The organism is Microbacterium sp. 71-23 (genome assembly GCF_001897265.1).
GTDB lineage: Bacteria > Actinomycetota > Actinomycetes > Actinomycetales > Microbacteriaceae > Microbacterium > Microbacterium ginsengisoli.
In genome coordinates, this window is record NZ_MKSL01000047.1 from 17,185 (window position 1) to 37,237 (window position 20,053).

Consider the following 20,053-nt stretch of genomic DNA (forward strand, 5'->3'; position numbering starts at 1 on the left):
GACGCACGTCCGCGTGAGGAGCAAGGTCTGATGAGCGACGCCACCCCGAAGGACACCGACGCCGCACCGGAGCGGCCGGTCTCCGACGCCTCCGTCGAGACGGCGCCCGAGGCCGCGCCGGTCGTCGAGGCCGCCCCGGCGTCGGCCGCCGACACCCCTGCGACAGCCGAGCCGGTCGTGGTCGAGCCGGTCGTCGCCGAGCCGGTCGCCGCTGAGCCCGTCGTGGTCGAACCCGCCGCCGAGCCCGTCTTCATCGAACCCGCGCCGGTCGCCGAGACCGCGGCATCGGACTCGACCCCGTGGTACGAGCGTCCCGAGGTCGTCGCCGCCGCAGCCGCGGCGCCCGAACCCGCCTATGTTCCGGCAGCCGCGTACTCCGCCGAGACCACGACACTCGCTGAGCAGCCGCCGACCGTCGCCTACGCGCCGAGCCCGATCTTCGTGCAGGCGCCCGAAGCGCCGCTTCCGCGCGGCAACCGCGCCGCCGCCGGTGGCATCGGTCTGATCGCGGCTGTCGCGTTCGGCGTGGTGCTGGCCGTCGCCACGCTCATCAGCGGTTTCGTCGACCGCACCGTCGACTTCGGCAATGTCGGCACCGCCGCCTTGGCGCTGCTGCCGAGCTGGTCGTTCTGGCTGCCGATCGCCGCGTTCTTCGTCGCATTTTGGTTCCTCGGGGCGATCCTCAATCGCGCCCGCTGGGGACTGTGGGTGATCTTCGGCATCCTCGTCGGCGTGGCCGCGTGGGCCGGCGTCGTGCTGGGTGCGCTCATCGATGCGCCGTTCTGGCAGCTGACGGCACGCCAGACCCTCACGCTCGCCGAGGCCAACGTGCTCACGCCCCTCTCGGTCGTCGCATTCATCGCCGGTCGTGAGCTGACCATCTGGTTCGCGGCGTGGGTCGCGGCCCGCGGACGTCGCATCACCGCGCTGAACGAGGAGGCGCAGGCCGAGTACGAGCGCACGCTCGAGGCGGGTCCCCAGCTCGTGCACCAGGCCTGATCGCCGCCGGAGCGATCGGATGCCGCGGCGCCTCGTGGTCGCGATGGCCACGGTGCTGTTCGTGGCGCTGGTGGTCTGCGGGTTCGGCTTCGGCACGCTGCTGACCGATGTCGACGTGGTGTCGGCAGGCGGCGTCGGACCGGTGCCGGGAGCGTTGGCGGTCGTGGCGGCAGCGGGCGCCCTGGCGCTCGTGATCCTTCCGCCCGGGCGAGCGGTCGTGGCGGTGCCGGCCGCCGTCGCGGCGGCCTTCCTCTCCTACGCGGTGGTTCTCGGTGCGGGGGTGCTCGTCGCCTCGAGCGATCCGGCGGTGGCGTTGTCGGCCGTCGGGCGGGCCGCGGCATCCTGGCCCGGACTCGTCGTGGCGGGCGCGGCGGCGCTCGCCGCGCTGTCGGTACGGGTGTTCACTCCCCGTCGCGGCTGACCAGATCGGATGCCGCACCGCGCGCCCCGTGACCGTGGGCGTCGGGCGCACTACCGTGTTCTCCTGTGGAGCGTTCGCTCGAGACACAGGTCAGCCAGGCGGTGGACGCCTGGCTGCGCTGGCTGCCGCGGTGGGAGCCGGCGACGCATCGGGGTCGGTCCGCACCGTGCCGACGCTGCTTCGGCTCGCCGGTGCTGTCGGCCGCGGGTCTCGGCTCGGACGTGCCGCACGGCGTGCAGCACGGGCTGTCGACCCGGGTCAAGGCGATCGTCGATCACGCGGTCGCCGACTACACGGCCAAGAACCTGCCGCTGCTGAACGCCGAACTCGACCAGCAGGCCGCCCGCAACCGGGAGCGCACCTACCGCCCGACCGAGGGGCTCGAGCCCGAGTTCGAGGGCATGCCGCTGGACCCCGACCCCGTTCCGGGGATGCCGTTCCTGTTCACGATCGCGGGGCTTGCCGCCGAGGCCGACGGGGATGTCCCGAGCCTGCCGCCTCTCTCGGACGAGGCCAAGGCCGCGCTTCGACAGGAGGTCGGCCTCGCCGACGACTACGCGAACATGGTCGGCCGCGAGGTGTGCAGCATCCTTCTGCACCATCGCATCCGCATCCAGGCCGCGGTCGCCGAGTACGTCGAGCCGCAGATCGCGCTGATGCTCGAGGAGCTCACCCGCACCCTCGACGCCCCGTTCTGGGCCGATCCCGATGCGGATGCCGGGGGCACCACCCCGCTCGTCTGAGCCATCCACAACGCCGTGTCAAGCGTCCGGGGGCGACCTATCGCTTTGTTAGCATGAGCGGGCTCCGGGGCGCACCACACCACCCACACCGCTTCGCGTGACCGGAGGACGGTTCCGGGGGTTCGATGATGGCGCAGCGCATGCCTTCCGCGCCGCCCGTCCTGCCCGGGCTGACCTACGTGAGACCTCTCGGATCCGGCGGATTCGCCGACGTCTTCCTCTATGCGCAGGACATGCCGCGCCGACAGGTCGCCGTGAAGGTGCTGCCGAGCGATGTCGGCGACCCCGACCTGCTTCGCATGTTCAACGCCGAGGCCGACGTGCTCGCGCACCTGTCGGCGCACCCCTCGATCGTCACCGTCTACCAGGCCGGCATCTCGGCCGACGGACGCCCGTACATCGTGATGGAGTACTGCCCCGGGTCGCTCGCTCAGCGGTACCGCCTCGAGCGGCTGCCGGTCGACGATGTGCTCGCCACGGGTGTGCGCATGGCGAGCGCCCTCGAGTCGGCGCACCGTGCCGGCCTCATCCACCGCGACGTCAAGCCCAGCAACATCCTCGTGACGACCTTCGGCTCACCGGTGCTCGCCGACTTCGGCATCGCGTCGGCGCTCGCCCGCTCCTCGAGCGAGGAGGTGCTCGCGATGTCGATCCCGTGGAGCGCGCCCGAGGTCGTCGAGGAGCAGAGCAGCGGCACGATCTCGAGCGAGGTGTGGAGTCTCGGCGCCACCGTCTATTCGCTTCTCGCCGGCCACAGCCCGTTCGAACGACGTGAACGCGGGCAGAACTCGAAGGACCAGCTGCGCCGACGCATCGCCCGGGCGAGCTACACCGAGATCGCCCGCACCGACGTGCCCGCCGAGCTGCAGCAGGTGCTGCAGCGGGCGATGAGCCGGGATCCACGGAAGCGGTATCCGACGGCGTTGGCCTTCGCCGAGGCGCTGCGCGAGGTGCAGCGCGACCTCGGCCTGGCTCTGACCCCCCTCGAGGTGGCGCAGGGTGAGTGGGAGCCCGGGGTCGCCGCGGTCGATCTGACGGATGCCACGCTCCGCGGCAGCGTGCGCTCGCACGTCGTCCACGACTCACGCCGCAAGAAGCGGGAGCAGTCCGGTGTGCGCGGGCTCGCGCGCGATGAGGACTCCGACATCTCCGCGCCGACGCGCGGCGGTGCGCGGGTGCCCTGGGTGCTGGCCGGTGTCGCGGCCGCGGCGGTGGCCGCTCTGGTCGTGATGGTCGTGCTCGTCGTGGTCGGAGTGATCTGAGTGCGGCGCGTCGGGATCATCGCCACCGTCTCCGCGGTGGTGGTCGCCGGTCTCGTCGTCGCGCTCGCGGTGGTGTGGCCAGGTCTCGATGCGCAGGAGACGCCGAAGTACGACACCTCGGTGTGGGCGCTGCAGACCGGCGACGGCCGGCGGTACGCGCGGGTGAACACCAGCATCGGAGAGCTCGACACCGTGCGCTCGATCAGCAACCCGAGCGAGGTGGCGCAGGGACCTGACGGGGCGTACCTCTACTCGGACAGCTTCACGAAGCTCACGAAGATCGACCCCGCGCAGCCGGTGAACCTCGACGAGGAGACCCTGCGCGCATCCGACTCGACACCGTCGGGAACGAAGGATGTCGCCACCTCCGGCGACTTCGCGGCCTACCTGACCGACGCGGGCGCCGTGTTCGCGGGCCGGCTGTCCACAGGATCGTCGAGCCTCGTCGACCCGGACGCCGCCACCGACAACGCGCCCCAGTTTGCGGCGGATGCGATCGCGGTCGATGCCCGCGGCCGGCTGTACGCCTATTCGAAGCGCGACAAGCAGGTGCTCGTCTACGACATCGTCACGGGGAAGCAGCTGCGCCGGGACGACGCGAGCGCGATCGATCCGGCGACGCCGCTGATCTCGGCCGCGGGGGACACGTGGGTGCTGGTGGGCGCCGACACCGGCGACGTCCTCGTGCAGGGGCGCGCCGCCGAGAAGATCCCGGTCACCGGCACGGCCGTGGTCGGGGCACCCTCCACCTCCGTGGGTGCGGTCTACGTCGCGTCGGCCTCGGCACTCGTGAGCGTGCCGGTCGACGGGTCGTCCCCGCGGGTCGAGGAGGGGTCCGAAGGAGGCGCGAGCCTCGGTGTTCCGGCGACCCCCGTCGTGCACGACGGCGAGGTCTTCGCGGCGTGGGTCGGCACGGGCGCCGACGGCGGGGTGCTGTGGAGCTCGAAGACCGGTCGCAAGACGCTCGACTACGGCGGATTGAGCCTCCCCAACGACGTGCGCCCGGCGTTCGTGCAGAGCGCGAACGCGGTCATCCTCAACGAGACGCGCTCCGGATGGGTGTGGCTCGTGCCCGACGGCACCCTCGTGACATCCAGCCAGGACTGGTCGCTGGATGATCGCACCGATCCGACGCAGGCGCAGAGCGATCAGCAGCAGCAGGTGGTCATCGACCCGAAGCCGCCGATCGCGGAGCCCGACACGTTCGGGGTGAGAGCGGGCGCTCTCGTGTCGCTGCCGGTCCTCCTGAACGACCACGACCCCAACCAGGACGTGCTGAGCATCGATCCGGCCTCCGTCACCGGACTCGATCCCGGCTTCGGCACCCTCAGCATCACCGACAACCGTCAGCAGTTCGCCGTGCAGGTCGCGCCGGGTGCGAGCGGCACGGCCACGTTCCAGTACGCGGTGAGCGACGGCACGACCTCCGACGGCCTTCTCTCGAAGCCGACGACCGTGACGCTGACCGTCGTGCCGCCGTCCCAGGACGGTGCGCCGGTGTGGTGCGGCGTCGAGAAGTGCCTGCAGCCGTGGCCGACCCCGGAGGTCGCGCGAGGGGGCACAGTGACGGTGCCGGTGCTGCCCGGCTGGGTCGACCCCGAGAGCGACCCGGTGTTCCTGCTGAGCGTGCAGAACCCGTCGGGCGTCGGCACCGTCGCGGCATCCCCGTCGGGGGAGGTCGTCTATCAGCACGCCGACGACGGGTCGGGTGGCGAGCAGCAGATCGACCTCATCGTCACCGTGTCGGATACGACCGGCAAGACCGCCGAGCGCACGCTGACGATCAGGGTGACGCCCCAGCCGAAGCTCACCGTGCAGTCGTTCGCGTCGGTCGACGTCGTCGGCGCGGGTACCGAGATCGACGTGGCCCCGCACGTGACGGGTACGGCGGGTTCACTGCACCTCACCTCGGTGCGGGTGCTCGATCAGGCCGCCGCGAGCGCGACGATCGTGGACGGCTCGACCCGTTTCGACTTCTCGGCGCAGGCGGCGGGCACCTATCGCGTCGACTTCACGGTCTCCGATGGGCAATCGGATGCCACGGGCACCGCCAAGATCACCCTGCTCCCCGCCGACGCGCCCGCGCAGCTGGCGACGGCCCCGGTCGTCGCGTTCGTGCATCCGCAGCAGGACGCCACCCTCGACGTGCTGAAAGCCGTCTCGAACCCGACCGGCCGGGTGCTTCTGATCAACGACATCGTCGGCACCGCGGCGTCGGGGGCGAGCCTGTCCGTGGACGGTGTGGGTCAGAGCTACATCCGCGTCTCGGGTACGACGGCGACGGGCGCGTCGGGACTGCTCGGCACCGTCACCTATGCGGTCAGTGACGGCACCGATGACGCGGGCTCCCGCGTCACCGGCACCGCGACGGTCTACCTGCTTCCCGAGGCGCCCGAACTCGCCCCCATCGCCGTCGACGACACCGTCACCGTGCGCGAGGGCACTCAGATCGACATCCCCGTGCTCGACAACGACATCTCGCCGGCCGGAGGGGTGCCGGTGCTCGATCCCTCCTCGGTGCGCTCCTCGACGCCGGATGCGCTCGCCTTCGCCTCGGGAAGCACGCTACGCTACCTCGCCCCGGCCACCCCCGGCGACTACACCGTGGAGTACTCCGACTACACATCGGGCTCGCCGAGGCTGCAGTCCACCGCGACCGTGCACGTGCACGTGCTGTCGAACGACACGAACCGTGCCCCGACCCCGCGCACGCTCGAGGGTCGCGTGCTCGCCGGTCAGTCGGTGCTGATCCCGTTCGACGGGTACGGCATGGACCCCGACGGCGACACCGTCACCCTCACCGGCATCGACGGGCAGCCGCAGAGCGGTGTCGCCACGATCTCGCCCGACGGCGCCTCGATCCTCTACACGTCGGTGTCGGGCTACCGCGGTCAGGTGTCTTTCACCTACGAGGTGACGGACGAGTTCGGCGCGGTCGGCAAGGGCACGGTGCGGGTCGGGGTGCTCGACGACCAGTCGAACCCGAGCCCGGTCACCTTCACCGACTACGTGCAGGTGCAGGCGAGCGAGACCAACAGTGTGCGGGTGAGTCCCCTCGCCAACGACATCGATCCGACGATGCAGGGTCTGACGCTCACCGACGTGCGCCCCGACCTCCCGGCGACTCTCGACGACGGATCTCCCAACCCGCAGTACGAGGCCGAGAAGGCGCGGGTGACCTCGACGACCGACGGCATCGTGGTCATCACGGCCGGCACCGATCCGGGAACCACGTCGTTCCTCTACGACGTGAAGTCGGGGTCCGGCAACACCGGTCGTGGACTCATCGTGGTGCAGGTCATCCGCGATCCCGTGCCGGATTACCCGATCGTCGCCGACACCGTGCTCACTCCCGAGAATCGCGACGACATCGTCGGCGGTGTCGACGTGCTCACGGGCAGGTCGAGCTGGTCGGCGGGCGATGTGTCGTCGCTGACGGTGTCGCTGTGGCATCCCGTCGCGGGCTTCACCGCCGACGGACGCACGATCTCCGGCGCGGTGCCCGAGGCGACCGAGCTGATCCCGTTCGTCGTCACGGGGAAGATCGGCGACACGCAGGTCTCGACGTACGCGTTCCTGCGTGTACCGGGGCGCAACGACATGTCGGTGTCGCTGCAGCCGAGCATCCGGCCGGTGCAGGTCACCGAGCTGGAGTCGGCGGAGTTCGACATGACCGACCTCGTCAGCGCACCGCGCGGGACGACGATCGAGGTCGGCTCGGATGTCTCGGCCTCCGGGGCGCGGCAGGGTGCCCTGTGCTCCGTGGTCTCGGGCACCGTGCTGCGTTACGACGCGAACGCGAACGCCCCCTGGGTCGACGCATGCCGCGTGCCGGTCCGCGTCGTCGGCCAGCAGCAGTGGACCTACCTGTCGGTGCCCATCACCGTCATCCCGCGCGACCCGCAGCCGCAATTGTCCCCGGCCTCGATCACCGTCGGCCCGGGGGAGACCCAGACGTACGACCTCAAGACGATGACGACGTGGCAGCTGCGCCCCGACTGGGAGAACATCCGCTACGCGGTGCAGTACTCCGGGTCGCTGTTCCAGGTCTCGCTCGCGGGCTCGGTGCTCACTGTCACCGGAAACGACCGGGCGCTCCCGGGTGCCCAGGACGCCGTGGTGGTCACCGTCACGAACTACACCTCGGTGCAGCCGGCGCGTCTGATCCTGAGGGTGGGCGCGGCGCCGTCGACGCTGCCCGCGGGCGGCACCGTGGCGCGGCAGTGCTCCCAGGCGAACGGCTCCTCGTGCACGTTCGCGGTCATCGGCGCGAGCGGCGAGGTCAATCCGCTGCCGCGCACGCCGCTGATCGTCGTGGCGGCGCGTCCGGTCGGCGCGTGCGTCGGGGTGAGCTTCCAGGTCGCGTCGCCCACGAGCGTCACCGCCTCGTGGACATCGGATGCCCCGGGCGCGACGTGCACGGCCGCGTTCTCCGTGCAAGATGCGCAGGGCCGCATCACGACCGCCGAGCGCGACGGCACGATCCTGCTCGATCTGCAGGGATACCCCAAGGCTCCCGCGAGCGTGCGACAGACCGACTACGCCGACGGCACCTTGACGCTCCGGGTCGACCCCGGCGCCGCCGCGCTGGCGTACCCGGCGCTGACCGGGTTCGTCGTGCGCTGGCAGGGACAGGTCGTCGCTCAGTGCGCCCCGAACGGTGTCTGCCCCGACATCTCGGCGCCCAACGGCGAGCAACGCACCTACGAAGTCTGGGCGGTCAACGCCGTCGGCGAGTCGCGATCGAGCGTGCGCACCCTGGGCTGGGCGTACGACGCGCCGGCCACGCCGGGTCAGGTCACCGCGACCCCCCTCGTCACCGCCGACGGGTCGGGCAAAGTCGTCGACCTACAGGTGAGCGGGATCGACGCGGCCCAGACGGGCTCGCTGCGCATCCAGAGCGCCGTCGGCGAGACGCGCACCGTGACCATCGCGCCGAACCAGACGAGCGTCTCGGTGTCACGGTTCGTGGTCGGATCGAACACCCAGACCCCGGTGACGGTGACACCTGTCTCGCGCTACTCGCTCCCGCCCGGGCTCGCGGGGTCGACAGCCGGGTCGGCGGCGACGGTGAACACGAACGGCGTGGGTGCGCCGGTGAACGCCGCCCTGGCGCTGCAGGCCACATCGAATGGGAACGGCTCGTCGACGATCCTCGCCACCGGCACGGCCCAGCCCGGCGGCGATGGGTCGCAGCTGCGCTTCGGCGTCGTGCAGGGCACCGGCGGGTGCACGGCATCACAACCTCCCACGAGCGGGTCCGGCACGTATCAGGTCGAGTCGACGGTGCCCGACGGGATCGTGTACACCTTCACGCTCTGCGTGCGGTCGATGATCGGCGGCACGTCCTTCGGGGACGCGGGCGACACCGAGCAGGTGCGCGCCGTGCAGAGCCAGGCCGCCCCGCAGGGCTACACCTTCACGGTCGCCCCCGCACCGCAGGTCTCCGCCAGCACGCCGAACCAGGTGTTCTGGACGATCCAGAGCGCGCCGACCTCGACCGAGCAGCCGCCGACGAACAACCACGCGGAGTTCTCCGGATACCCGACGAACGTCGTCGGCTCCGACCCGGGGATCCGGGTGCGGTACGTGCACAACGACTGGGGCACGACCAGCAACTGGGCCGATGTGACGCCCGCCGCCGGGTCCGCGCCGTACCAGCTGCAGGCGCGGTGGAGCGCCGTCTGCACGACCGGCTCCGATCTGCAGCGCACAGGGGCCTCGTCGAACAGCCGGGCCGCCCTCACGTTCTCCGACGTGCATTACTACCGCAACGGACTGCTCGGACCGGTCGAGCTCACCCCGGACGCGAACGATCCCTGGCTGGTTCCGGCGGGCGCCGACTACGCGACCCTGTCGGTCGCCGTCGACTGGTCGGCGACCGGGTGGAACGTGAACGGCTACTCCACCAGCTTCCGCGTCGACTGCAACCCGCCCAGCGCGGGCGGCTGAGCCGCGGCATCCCTCTGTTCCCCGTCCCCTCACGCAAAGGATTCCCGATGACCCTCACGCAGGAGCAGGCCACCTGGTTCGCGCAGACGTTCGGTCAGATCGCCGACAACGTCGAACGGGCGATCCTCGGCAAGCGGCACATCGTGGAACTGGTGCTCACCTCGATGCTGAGCGACGGGCACGTGCTGCTCGAGGACGTCCCCGGCACCGGCAAGACGTCCCTCGCGCGGGCGCTCGCGCAGTCCGTGCAGGGCACGAACACGCGCATCCAGTTCACCCCCGACCTGCTGCCCGGCGACATCACCGGCATCACCGTGTACGACCAGAAGTCGGGGTCGTTCGAGTTCCACTCCGGGCCGATCTTCGCGAACATCGTGCTCGCCGACGAGATCAACAGGGCGAGCCCCAAGACCCAGTCGGCGCTGCTCGAGGTGATGGAGGAGGGCAAGGTCACCGTCGACGGCGTCTCCCGCGCGGTCGGCGATCCGTTCCTCGTACTCGCGACCCAGAACCCGGTGGAGCAGGCGGGCACCTACCGGCTGCCGGAGGCGCAGCTGGACCGGTTCCTGATGCGCACCTCGCTCGGGTATCCCGACCACGCGGCGACGGTGCGCATCCTCGACGGCGCCGCGGTCGCCACGGCCGATCTCCCTCCGATCGTCACTCCGCAGGCGCTCGCCGGCATGGCCGACCTCGCGTCGCACACCTATGTCGATGCCCTCGTCCTCGACTACATCGCGCGCATCGTCGACGCGACCCGCTCGGCCGACGAGGTGCGCCTCGGGGTGTCGATCCGCGGGGCGCTCGCGCTCACTCGCGCCACCCGCACGCGCGCCGCCTCGCAGGGGCGCACCTACGCCACCCCCGACGACGTGAAGTCCCTCGCGGTCGCGGTGCTCGCCCACCGGCTGATCCTGCACCCGGAGGCCGAGTTCGACGGCGTCACCCAGGAGGCCGTCGTCGGCGAGGTGCTGCTCGACGTCGCGCCTCCCACTCAGCGCGAGACCGCATGACGCTGAACGACTCCCGCGTCGCGCGCACGCAGACCTCGGGGCACACGACCACCGCCCGCACGCAGGTGACCACGGTCGGTGGCCGCCGCATCGTGGGCGCCGTCGTGTGGCTGACCGAGGTGTGGGGCGTGCTGCGGCGGGCGGGTGCGGCCACCGCGGAGTGGCTGCGCGACACGGTGCGCCCGGCGGGTGCGGTGCTGGCGGTCGCCGGCACGGCAGGCCTCGTGCTCGGGCTCGTGTTCGGGTGGGTGGAGGCGATCGTCGCCGGATGCCTCGGACTGCTGCTGCTGGCGATGGCGGTGCCGTTCCTGTTCGGCGGCCGGTCGTACGACGTCGACCTCACGATGACGCATCAGCGCGTGGTGGCGGGGGACGCGGTGGACGGTCGCATCGTGGTGCGAAACGTCGGTCGACGCACCGCCCTTCCGGGTCGTCTCGACGTGCCGGTCGGGCGTGGGCTCATCGAGATCGGGGTACCGCTGCTGCGTCCCGCCCAGCAGGTGGTTCAGCCGGTGGAGATCCCGTCGCTGCGTCGCGGCATTGTGACGGTGGGCCCGGTGACGACCGTACGGGGCGATCCGATCGGGATGCTGCGCCGCGAGCGTGCGTTCGAGGACGTCCACGAGCTGTTCGTGCACCCGCGTACGGCCACGCTCCCGTCGACGAGTGCGGGCCTCATCCGCGACCTCGAGGGTGCCGCGACCCGCCGGCTCGTCGATGCGGACATGTCGTTCCACGCCATCCGCGAGTACACACCGGGCGACTCTCGCCGACAGGTGCATTGGAAGTCGACCGCGAAGACGGGGCGGCTGATGGTGCGCCAGTACGAGGAGTCGCGTCGCTCGCGCATGGCTGTCGTGCTCGCGGTCGCGGCGACAGAGTACGCCGACGCCGACGAGTTCGAACTCGCCGTCTCCTGCGCGGCGTCGCTCGGGCTCCGTGCCGTTCGCGACGCGCGCGAGCTCGACATCCTGGCCGGGTCCGCGATCCCCCGGGTGGTGCGAGGTCGGCTGCGCGCGGTGCAGCACCTGCCGACGATCGCGGCGCGGCCGCTCCTCGACGGTTTCAGCGGCGTCGAAAGGCTGGAGAACACGGTTCCGGTCGACCAGGTGTGCCGGGCCGCCGTCGAGGCGAACGAGCGGCTCTCGGTCGCGTTCCTCGTGCTGGGGTCCACGCTGACCCTCAGTCGGGTGCGGCAGATCGCGCTCGCGTTCCCGGCGGACACCGCGGTGTTCGCCGTCATCTGCGATGAGCGCGCGCATCCGCGCCTGCAGGTGCTCGGCTCTCTCACGGTGCTCACCGTCGGCACCGTCGACGACCTCGCAGGTCTGCTGCTGCGGGGGGCGACGTCGTGAGCGCGGCACGCGGTCGCACCGCGTCGCCCTGGCCGCGGGTGGTGGCCGGGGCATCGTATGTGCTGACGATGGTCGTGCTCGGAACGGTCGCGACCTGGCCGATCTACCGCACCGCGTGGCTGCTCGTCGTCGTCGCGGTCGCGGCGGTCGTGGGTGCGGTGATCGCCGCTGCGGTGACGCGGCGACGACTGCCGTGGTGGGTGGTGGTGCTCGCGCTTCTCGGTGCCGTCGCCGTGCTGGGCGTGCCCGTGACGATGCCGGGGCGCCTGAGCGCGCTCGATCAGCTCGGCGGCGGGTTCGTCGAGCTCGCGCGCGGAGTCGCGCTCGCGTGGAAGGACCTGCTCACGGTCGACCTTCCCGTCGGCGACTACCGCAACCTGCTCGTCCCCGTGTTCGTGACCTTCCTGGTCGCGACGACCCTGGCGCTGCTGGCGGCCTGGCGGGCCGACCGCCGTGCGGTGCTCGCGGTGCCGGCGGCCGTCGCGATGCCCGTGTTCGGTCTGCTCTTCGGCCGCTCCGTGACGAGCGATCCGCTCGTGCTCGGCCCGGTGTCCGTCCCCGCCCCGATCGAGACCTTCGTGGGGGTGGCGACCGTGGTCGCCGCCCTTCTCTGGCTCGCATGGCGGGAGCGGGATCAGCGGCTGCGCCTGCTCGCGGCCGCGGCCGGGGCCAGCGGCATCCGCGCCCGGCGACTGCGCACGGGGTTCTCGGGTGGCCGGCTCGCCCTCGCCGCCGGAATGGTGGTCGTGGCTGTCGTGGTCACGGCGGCGGTCGTACCGTTCGCCGCCCGCGGCCTCGACCGCGAGGTGCTCCGCAGCGCGGTCGGGCCGACGATCGACCTCGCGGCCGAACCGAGCCCGCTCTCCACCTATCGGTCGCTGTTCAGCGACACCCAGGCCGACCTGGTGCTCTTCCAGGTGACGACGACGGGCACCGCGCCCGCTCGAGTGCGGCTTGCGACCCTCGACGTGTACGACGGCGAGATCTACCGTGCCGGTTCCTCCGGTGACGGGCGCTTCGTGCGCGTGCCGTCGAGCCTCGATGCGGGTGCGGGCACCGCGATCGACGCAACCGTGACGATCGGCGGCCTCAGCGGCATCTGGCTGCCGACCCTCGGCCAGGTCTCGTCGGTCGACTTTCAGGGGTCGCGTGCCGCGGCCCTCAGCGACGGCTTCTACTACAACGCCGATGCGCAGGCGGGCGTCGACACCGTGCCGAACGGCCTCGGCGCGGGTGACGTCTATCGCGTGACAGGGGTCGACCCGATCACCCCCGATCTCGCGACCGTGCGGGCTCCGGGAGGCGCGGCCACCTCGGTGACCCTGCCCGACAACCTCACGAAGTGGGTCGAGGTCCACCAGACCGGCACGGGGGGCGAGGCGCTGTCGGGGCTGGTCGCCCTGCTGAGGGCGCGCGGCTATCTCAGCCATGCCCTGTCGGTGTCGACGGGGGAGACCCCGGTGTGGATGGCGGGGCTCGCGGACTACACCTTCCAGCCCAGTGCGGCCGGTCACTCGCTCGCGCGCGTCGACCAGCTCTTCGCGAAGCTGCTCCAACGCGAGGCCGACCCGCAGGCGGCGGCGACCGACAACTACGTCGCAGCCGTCGGCGACGACGAGCAGTTCGCCGTCGCGGTCGCCCTCATCGCGAACAAGCTCGGCTTCCCGGCCCGCGTGGTTCTCGGCGCCCGTCTCAGCTCGGCGGACGCGACGGTGCCCGTGTGCGTGGACGGAGCCTGCCGTGCCGACGACCTGAGCGCCTGGACGGAGGTGCGCGACGACCAGGGGCAGTGGATCGCGGTGGATGCCACCCCGCAGCACGCCCAGTCGCCGAGCCTCGAGGTGACGCGACAGCGCGACCCCGAGAACGTCACCGAGGTGCGTCCCGACTCGGTCGACGAGGTCGCACCGCCGAACCCGGTGCAGCAGGACTCCGATCGGCAGGCTTCGTCGGCGGGTGACTCCGGCTGGGACCTCGCCTGGCTGTGGGCGACGCTGAAGATCGGCGGCCTCGTGCTGCTCGTGCTGCTTGTGCTCGGGGGGCCGTTCCTCCTCGTGGCCGGGGCGAGGTTCTTCCGGCGGCGCTCGCGCCGGCTGCAGGCGGATCCGGCGCAGAAGGTGGCGGGGGGCTGGGATGAGTACGTGGATGCCGCGATCGACGCGGGTCGTGCGCGGCCGGCGAGCCGCACGCGGCGCGAGCTCGCCGCGCTCTACGGCACACCGAGCGGGACGGTGCTCGCCGACGGCGCCGATGAGGCGGTGTTCTCGCCCCGTCCGCCCAGCGCCGAGGAGGCGGACGCGTTCTGGCGCATCGTCGACGTGGAGCGCCGCGGCTTCGCCGGTGGCCAGGGGTTCTGGCGAAAACTCGCCACGGCTCTATCGTTGAGATCATTCGTGCGGTTCGCCGCGCCGAGGTTCACGCGCTCGTCCACCCGATCGGGCGCCCGTGCAGGATCGACCGGAAGGGGGACGCGCCGGACTCGCCGTCCCGCGCGCTAGGACATGTCGAACTCGTCCACTCTGGCCATCGTGCTGGTGCTGTACCTCGTGATCGTTGCGGCCCTGTACGTCTGGGTCGCGTTGTCGCTGTCCGCCGTGTTCCGCAAGGCGGGCTTCGAGAGCTGGCGCGCGTGGGTGCCGGTGTTCAACATCGCGAGCCTCCTGCAGCTCGGCGGGCTCTCGCCGTGGCTGGTGCTGCTGGGGCTCGTGCCGGTGTTCGGCTGGCTCTTCCTCTGGGTCGTCGTGGTCGTCGCGGCGCACCGCGTCAACCAGGGTTTCGGGCTCGGCAGCGGGTTGACCGTGCTCGCGGCGCTGCTCTTTCCGGTGTGGGCGACCGTCGTCGGATTCGGCTCCGCTCGATGGATAGCGGGTCCGGTCGCCGGTCCCGTCCGCTCATCGCTGCGGGCGCCTGCACGCGTGTCGTCGCCGATGGATGCCGCGGCGCCCGCGTCGTCCGCCGCGCCGCTGCCGTCTCCGGCAGACCTCGCGGTCGCCGACGATGCCGCCCGTCCCGCATCGACCGGTGCGGCGCCTGCCGCGCCGCTTCCCCCCGCGGCCGCGACTGCCGCTTCCGCGCCGACGCCGGCCGCCGCCGCGGCGGCGCCTGCCGCGTGGACTCCGCCGACGACGCCGCCTGCGGCGCCCGCGTCCTCCGCCCCTGCGGTCGCCGAGACCCCGTGGCAGGCGCCCGCCGCGCCGTCCCCCGCGCCGGGCTCGTCGATCTTCGCGGACCTGTGGCCGGAGGAGGACAGCGAGCGGTTCGACCGACCCACCCCGGAGTCCCCGGCCCCCGCGTCAGCGGCACCGACACCGCCGGCTGAGGTGCCGGTGGATGCGAACGGTTTCCCTGCCCGCCCCGTCTTCGGGGACGGCCGTGACGAGATCGACGAGCTGAGCGCGGGCATCTCGTTCCGCTCGGTGCCCTCGGCTCCGGTGTCGTCGGTCCCGCCCGCCGATCGTGGCGACGCACTGGTCCCGCCGATGCGTTCCGACGAGCCCGTCGCCGACAACGAGACGGTCGATCTCTCCGATGCGGCCTCGGGTGCGCGCCGGGCCTCCGCCGCCGTCGACGATCCCGCGAGTCCCGTGCCGTGGCGCGCCCCCGAGGCGACCGGCGGCCTCTCCGACACGACGGATGCCCCGTCTCTCACCCGTTCGCCGGCGCGGGGGGCGTGGCAGCCCCCGATCGTCGACCCGGTGTTCCCTGAGATCACGGGCGAGGTCTCGGCGGTGGCCGGAGCGCCCGTCGCCGGGGTGCCGCGTTCGGCGGCCGGCGCGGTCTCGGCGCAGTGGCATGCCGAGGACGACCTCGAGGACGGGGCCGACGCGACGGTGATCGCCCGGCGGAGGAAGGTGCGCTGGTCGCTTGCCACCGCCCGGAACGCGAGCGTGGAACTGACCGCCGACGTCGTCATCGTGGGGCGCCGCCCCGCCGCCGATCCCGCGCATCCCGGTGCGCAGCTCGTGCCGCTCAGCGATGACACCCGGACGGTGTCCAAGACCCATGCGCTTCTGCGCCTGCTGGGCGACCGGTGGTACATCACCGATCTGCACTCGACGAACGGCGTGCTGTTCTCCACCGTCATGGGCACCGACGTCGAGATCGAGCCGGGGGTCGAGGCGGAGGCAGGTGACCGGTTCTTCCTCGGCGACGTCGAGGTGCGGCTGAACCGGGTCGAGGGGTGAGCGATCCGCTCGACGATCGCACCGAGCTCAGCGCTCGGCGGGTCGATCCGGCCGACGATCGCACCCAGGTGAGTGCTCGGCGGGCCGACCCTGTCGACGATCGCACCGAGCTCAGCGCTCGGCGGGCCGACCCTGCCGGCGACCGCACCGAGGCGAGTGCGAGGCGGACCGCGGCATCCGTCGCCGGAGTCCAGCCGCCGGTCGCGCACGCATCCGAGGAGGCGACCGCGGTCTCGGCCCGTCGGCTGCCCGACGATGCCACGGCACCTCGGGTCTCGCGGCGAGCCGCCCCGCCCGTGCCCGGCGCTCCCGACGCGCTGTTCCCCGCACGTGAGGGTCGCGCGCCGGCCGCGGATCCGCCGATCTATCGCCCGCGTCCGCCCGCCGCGGTGTTCGCCGAGCGGGCCCCCGCGCCGGTGCGCCCCGCGCAGCATCGGGTGGACGGGGCATCCGTCATCGCGGCTCGTCGTCGTGCCGCACGCAGGCGCCTCGCCGTGCTGATCATCGCCGCCGCGGGCCTCGCGGTGCTCGGGGTGACGGTGGCCGTGCTGCTGCTCGTGTTCCGGTGATCCCGCGCGTTTGACCGACCCCGAAAATCCCGCGTATCATTGATCGGGTGTGCGCCCATGCGCGCCCTGTGCTGTGCCCCGGTGCAACGCAGGCGTTCATCGCCCACACATCTCAGGGAAGGGCCTGCGAACAGGTCACCCCCACGGCATATCCATCACAGAACGCGGTCCAGTCATTCTGCGCCGCCGATGGATCCACGTGAGCCCGGAGCGACACGGAACGCAAAGAACCGTGACGAGCCGGGGGAGACACGAACGCTGTCACCGTGCAGCACAAACAAGGAGAGAACGTGCCAACCATTCAGCAGTTGGTTCGCAAGGGCCGGTCGCCGAAGGTCTCCAAGACCAAGGCTCCCGCACTGAAGTCGAACCCGCAGCAGGCGGGCGTCTGCACCCGCGTGTACACGACGACCCCGAAGAAGCCGAACTCGGCGATGCGCAAGGTCGCCCGTGTGAAGCTCCGCAACGGCGTCGAGGTCACCGCCTACATCCCCGGTGAGGGCCACAACCTGCAGGAGCACTCGCTCGTGCTCGTGCGCGGCGGCCGTGTGAAGGACCTTCCCGGTGTCCGCTACAAGATCGTCCGCGGCGCGCTCGACACGCAGGCCGTGAAGAACCGCAAGCAGGCCCGTAGCCGCTACGGCGCGAAGAAGGGTTGAGTTAGATGCCTCGTAAGGGTCCCGCCCCTCGCCGCCCCGTCGTCAACGACCCGGTCTACGGCGCTCCGATCGTCACCCAGCTCGTCAACAAGATCCTTGTCGACGGCAAGAAGTCCCTCGCCGAGTCGATCGTCTACGGCGCCCTCGCCGGCGTCGAGTCGAAGAACGGCCAGGACGCGGTCACCACGCTCAAGAAGGCGCTCGACAACGTGCGCCCCACCCTCGAGGTCAAGAGCCGCCGCGTCGGCGGCTCGACCTACCAGGTTCCCGTCGAGGTCAAGGCGCACCGCGCCAACACCCTCGCGCTGCGCTGGCTCGTGAGCTACGCGAAGGGTCGTCGTGAGAAGACGATGACCGAGCGTCTGCAGAACGAGATCCTCGACGCGTCGAACGGTCTCGGTGCCGCGGTCAAGCGCCGTGAGGACACCCACAAGATGGCCGAGTCGAACCGCGCCTTCGCGCACTACCGCTGGTAACAGCCCCCTGCCGGCTCCGGAGCCTCGTGCCCCGGAGCCGGCACCCCCGCGACATCCCTCCCTCTACGTAAGGAAGAACCCGTGGCACAAGAAGTGCTCACCGACCTCACGAAGGTCCGCAACTTCGGCATCATGGCGCACATCGATGCCGGAAAGACGACGACGACCGAGCGCATCCTCTTCTACACGGGCATCACCCACAAGATCGGCGAAGTGCACGACGGTGCGGCGACGATGGACTGGATGGCCCAGGAGCAGGAGCGCGGCATCACGATCACGTCGGCCGCGACCACGTGCTTCTGGAACGGCATCCAGCTCAACATCATCGACACCCCCGGTCACGTGGACTTCACGGTCGAGGTCGAGCGCAACCTTCGCGTGCTCGACGGCGCCGTCGCCGTCTTCGACGGCAAGGAGGGCGTGGAGCCCCAGTCCGAGACCGTGTGGCGCCAGGCCGACAAGTACGACGTCCCCCGCATCTGCTTCGTCAACAAGATGGACAAGCTCGGCGCGGACTTCTACTTCACCGTCGAGACCATCGTGAAGCGCCTGGGCGCGAAGCCGCTCGTGCTGCAGCTTCCGATCGGTGCCGAGTCCGACTTCCTCGGTGTCATCGACCTCGTCGAGATGCGCGCCCTGGTGTGGCCGGGCGACGCCAAGGGTGACGTGACCATGGGCGCCAAGTACGAGGTGCAGGAGATCCCCGCCGACCTCGCCGACAAGGCCGCCGAGTACCGCGAGAAGCTGCTCGAGACCGTCGCCGAGAGCGACGAGGCCCTCCTCGAGAAGTACTTCGGCGGTGAGGAGCTCACGGTCGACGAGATCAAGGGCGCCATCCGCAAGCTCACGATCGCCAGCGAGCTCTACCCGGTGCTCTGCGGCTCGGCGTTCAAGAACCGCGGCGTGCAGCCGATGCTCGACGCGGTCGTGGACTACCTCCCGTCGCCGCTCGACATGCCGGCCGTCGAGGCTCACGACCCGAAGGACGAGGAGAAGGTGATCCTGCGTCACGCCGACGCCACGGAGCCCTTCGCCGCTCTTGCGTTCAAGATCATGACGCACCCCTTCTTCGGTCGACTCACCTACATCCGCGTCTACTCGGGCGGACTCGACTCCGGCGCCCAGGTCATCAACTCGACCAAGGGCAAGAAGGAGCGCATCGGGAAGATCTTCCAGATGCACGCCAACAAGGAGAACCCGGTCGACTCGGTCACCGCCGGTCACATCTACGCGGTCATCGGCCTCAAGGACACCACCACCGGTGACACCCTGAGCGACCCGAGCCAGCAGGTCGTGCTCGAGTCGATGACCTTCCCCGACCCGGTGCTCGAGGTGGCCATCGAGCCGAAGACCAAGGCCGACCAGGAGAAGCTGGGTCTTGCGATCCAGAAGCTCGCCGAAGAGGACCCGACGTTCCGCGTCGAGCAGAACTCGGAGACCGGCCAGACCGTCATCAAGGGCATGGGCGAGCTGCACCTCGACATCCTGGTCGACCGCATGAAGCGCGAGTTCAAGGTCGAGGCCAACGTCGGCAAGCCGCAGGTCGCCTACCGCGAGACCATCCGCAAGGAGGTTGAGCGTCACGACTACACCCACAAGAAGCAGACGGGTGGCTCGGGCCAGTTCGCGAAGATCCAGTTCAAGCTGGAGCCTCTCGAGGTCACGGCCGAGCAGACGTACGAGTTCGTCAACGCCGTCACCGGTGGACGCATCCCGCGCGAGTACATCCCGTCGGTCGACGCCGGTTTCCAGGACGCCATGAACGTCGGCGTGCTCGCCGGCTACCCGATGGTCGGTGTCAAGGCGACCCTCACCGACGGTGCGGCGCACGACGTCGACTCGTCGGAGATGGCGTTCAAGATCGCCGGCTCGATGGGCTTCAAGGAGGCCGCCCGCAAGGCCAACCCGGTTCTTCTCGAGCCGGTCATGGCCGTCGAGGTGCGTACCCCCGAGGAGTACATGGGTGACGTCATCGGCGACCTGAACTCCCGCCGCGGACAGATCCAGTCGATGGAGGATGCCTCGGGCGTCAAGGTCGTGCGTGCCCAGGTGCCGCTGTCCGAGATGTTCGGCTACATCGGCGACCTGCGCTCGAAGACCTCGGGTCGCGCCGTCTACTCGATGGTGTTCGACAGCTACGCCGAGGTCCCGCGCGCCGTCGCGGACGAGATCATCCAGAAGAACAAGGGCGAGTGATCGCCCGGATGTCGCGGGCGCTGCGGTGCCCGCGGCATCCCTTCCGGATCCCACAACTTCACATGAACCAACCAAAAACCTCTCTACTACACTGAGAACCATCCCCGTAGCGAACCGGTCGCAATCCAGCGACCGGGGCATCTACACGACCGTCCTGAGGAGGACCCAGTGGCTAAGGCCAAGTTCGAGCGGACCAAGCCGCACGTGAACATCGGAACGATCGG

Annotated in this window: 13 protein-coding genes; all 13 read left to right on the plus strand. The window is 70.9% G+C overall.

The features are described 5' to 3' along the window. The first annotated feature begins 30 nt into the window (after window positions 1-30). A complete protein-coding gene (locus tag BGO15_RS13545; protein WP_056207479.1) occupies window positions 31-999 on the plus strand; it encodes a hypothetical protein in 969 nt (322 codons plus the stop codon). A gap of 19 nt (window positions 1,000-1,018) precedes the next feature. Beyond that, window positions 1,019-1,420: a DUF6121 family protein gene (locus BGO15_RS13550; RefSeq protein WP_056207478.1), complete on the plus strand. Its 402-nt coding sequence runs from the start codon at window positions 1,019-1,021 to the stop codon at window positions 1,418-1,420. A 65-nt stretch (window positions 1,421-1,485) separates the two neighbouring features. Next, window positions 1,486-2,163, plus strand: a complete 678-nt coding sequence (locus BGO15_RS13555; protein ID WP_056207474.1) for a hypothetical protein — start codon at window positions 1,486-1,488, stop codon at window positions 2,161-2,163. 128 nt (window positions 2,164-2,291) lie between these two features. After that, a complete protein-coding gene (locus BGO15_RS13560; RefSeq protein ID WP_056519048.1) occupies window positions 2,292-3,425 on the plus strand; it encodes a serine/threonine-protein kinase in 1,134 nt (377 codons plus the stop codon). Continuing rightward, on the plus strand, window positions 3,426-9,377 hold the full coding sequence (locus BGO15_RS13565; protein ID WP_056519045.1) for an Ig-like domain-containing protein: 5,952 nt from the start codon (window positions 3,426-3,428) through the stop codon (window positions 9,375-9,377). 47 nt (window positions 9,378-9,424) lie between these two features. Continuing rightward, window positions 9,425-10,390 (plus strand): AAA family ATPase, encoded by a 966-nt coding sequence (locus BGO15_RS13570; protein WP_045246818.1) that lies wholly within the window; start codon window positions 9,425-9,427, stop codon window positions 10,388-10,390. After that, window positions 10,387-11,745 (plus strand): DUF58 domain-containing protein, encoded by a 1,359-nt coding sequence (locus tag BGO15_RS13575; RefSeq protein WP_056519043.1) that lies wholly within the window; start codon window positions 10,387-10,389, stop codon window positions 11,743-11,745. The genes BGO15_RS13570 and BGO15_RS13575 overlap by 4 nt, the downstream gene beginning before the upstream one ends. Continuing rightward, complete coding sequence (locus BGO15_RS13580) at window positions 11,742-14,243, plus strand: transglutaminase domain-containing protein (protein ID WP_156454734.1); 2,502 nt, start codon at window positions 11,742-11,744, stop codon at window positions 14,241-14,243. Before BGO15_RS13575 ends, BGO15_RS13580 begins: the two co-directional genes overlap by 4 nt. A gap of 3 nt (window positions 14,244-14,246) precedes the next feature. Then, window positions 14,247-15,929, plus strand: a complete 1,683-nt coding sequence (locus tag BGO15_RS13585; RefSeq protein WP_056207469.1) for a DUF5684 domain-containing protein — start codon at window positions 14,247-14,249, stop codon at window positions 15,927-15,929. Beyond that, window positions 15,926-16,498 (plus strand): hypothetical protein, encoded by a 573-nt coding sequence (locus BGO15_RS13590; protein ID WP_056207467.1) that lies wholly within the window; start codon window positions 15,926-15,928, stop codon window positions 16,496-16,498. The genes BGO15_RS13585 and BGO15_RS13590 overlap by 4 nt, the downstream gene beginning before the upstream one ends. Window positions 16,499-16,788: 290 nt before the next feature. Continuing rightward, complete coding sequence (gene rpsL, locus BGO15_RS13595; RefSeq protein ID WP_045246814.1) at window positions 16,789-17,157, plus strand: 30S ribosomal protein S12; 369 nt, start codon at window positions 16,789-16,791, stop codon at window positions 17,155-17,157. Between the two features lie 5 nt (window positions 17,158-17,162). Continuing rightward, complete coding sequence (rpsG, locus tag BGO15_RS13600; RefSeq protein ID WP_045246813.1) at window positions 17,163-17,633, plus strand: 30S ribosomal protein S7; 471 nt, start codon at window positions 17,163-17,165, stop codon at window positions 17,631-17,633. 81 nt (window positions 17,634-17,714) lie between these two features. Beyond that, complete coding sequence (gene fusA / locus BGO15_RS13605) at window positions 17,715-19,829, plus strand: elongation factor G (protein WP_056207465.1); 2,115 nt, start codon at window positions 17,715-17,717, stop codon at window positions 19,827-19,829. Window positions 19,830-20,053 lie beyond the last annotated feature (224 nt).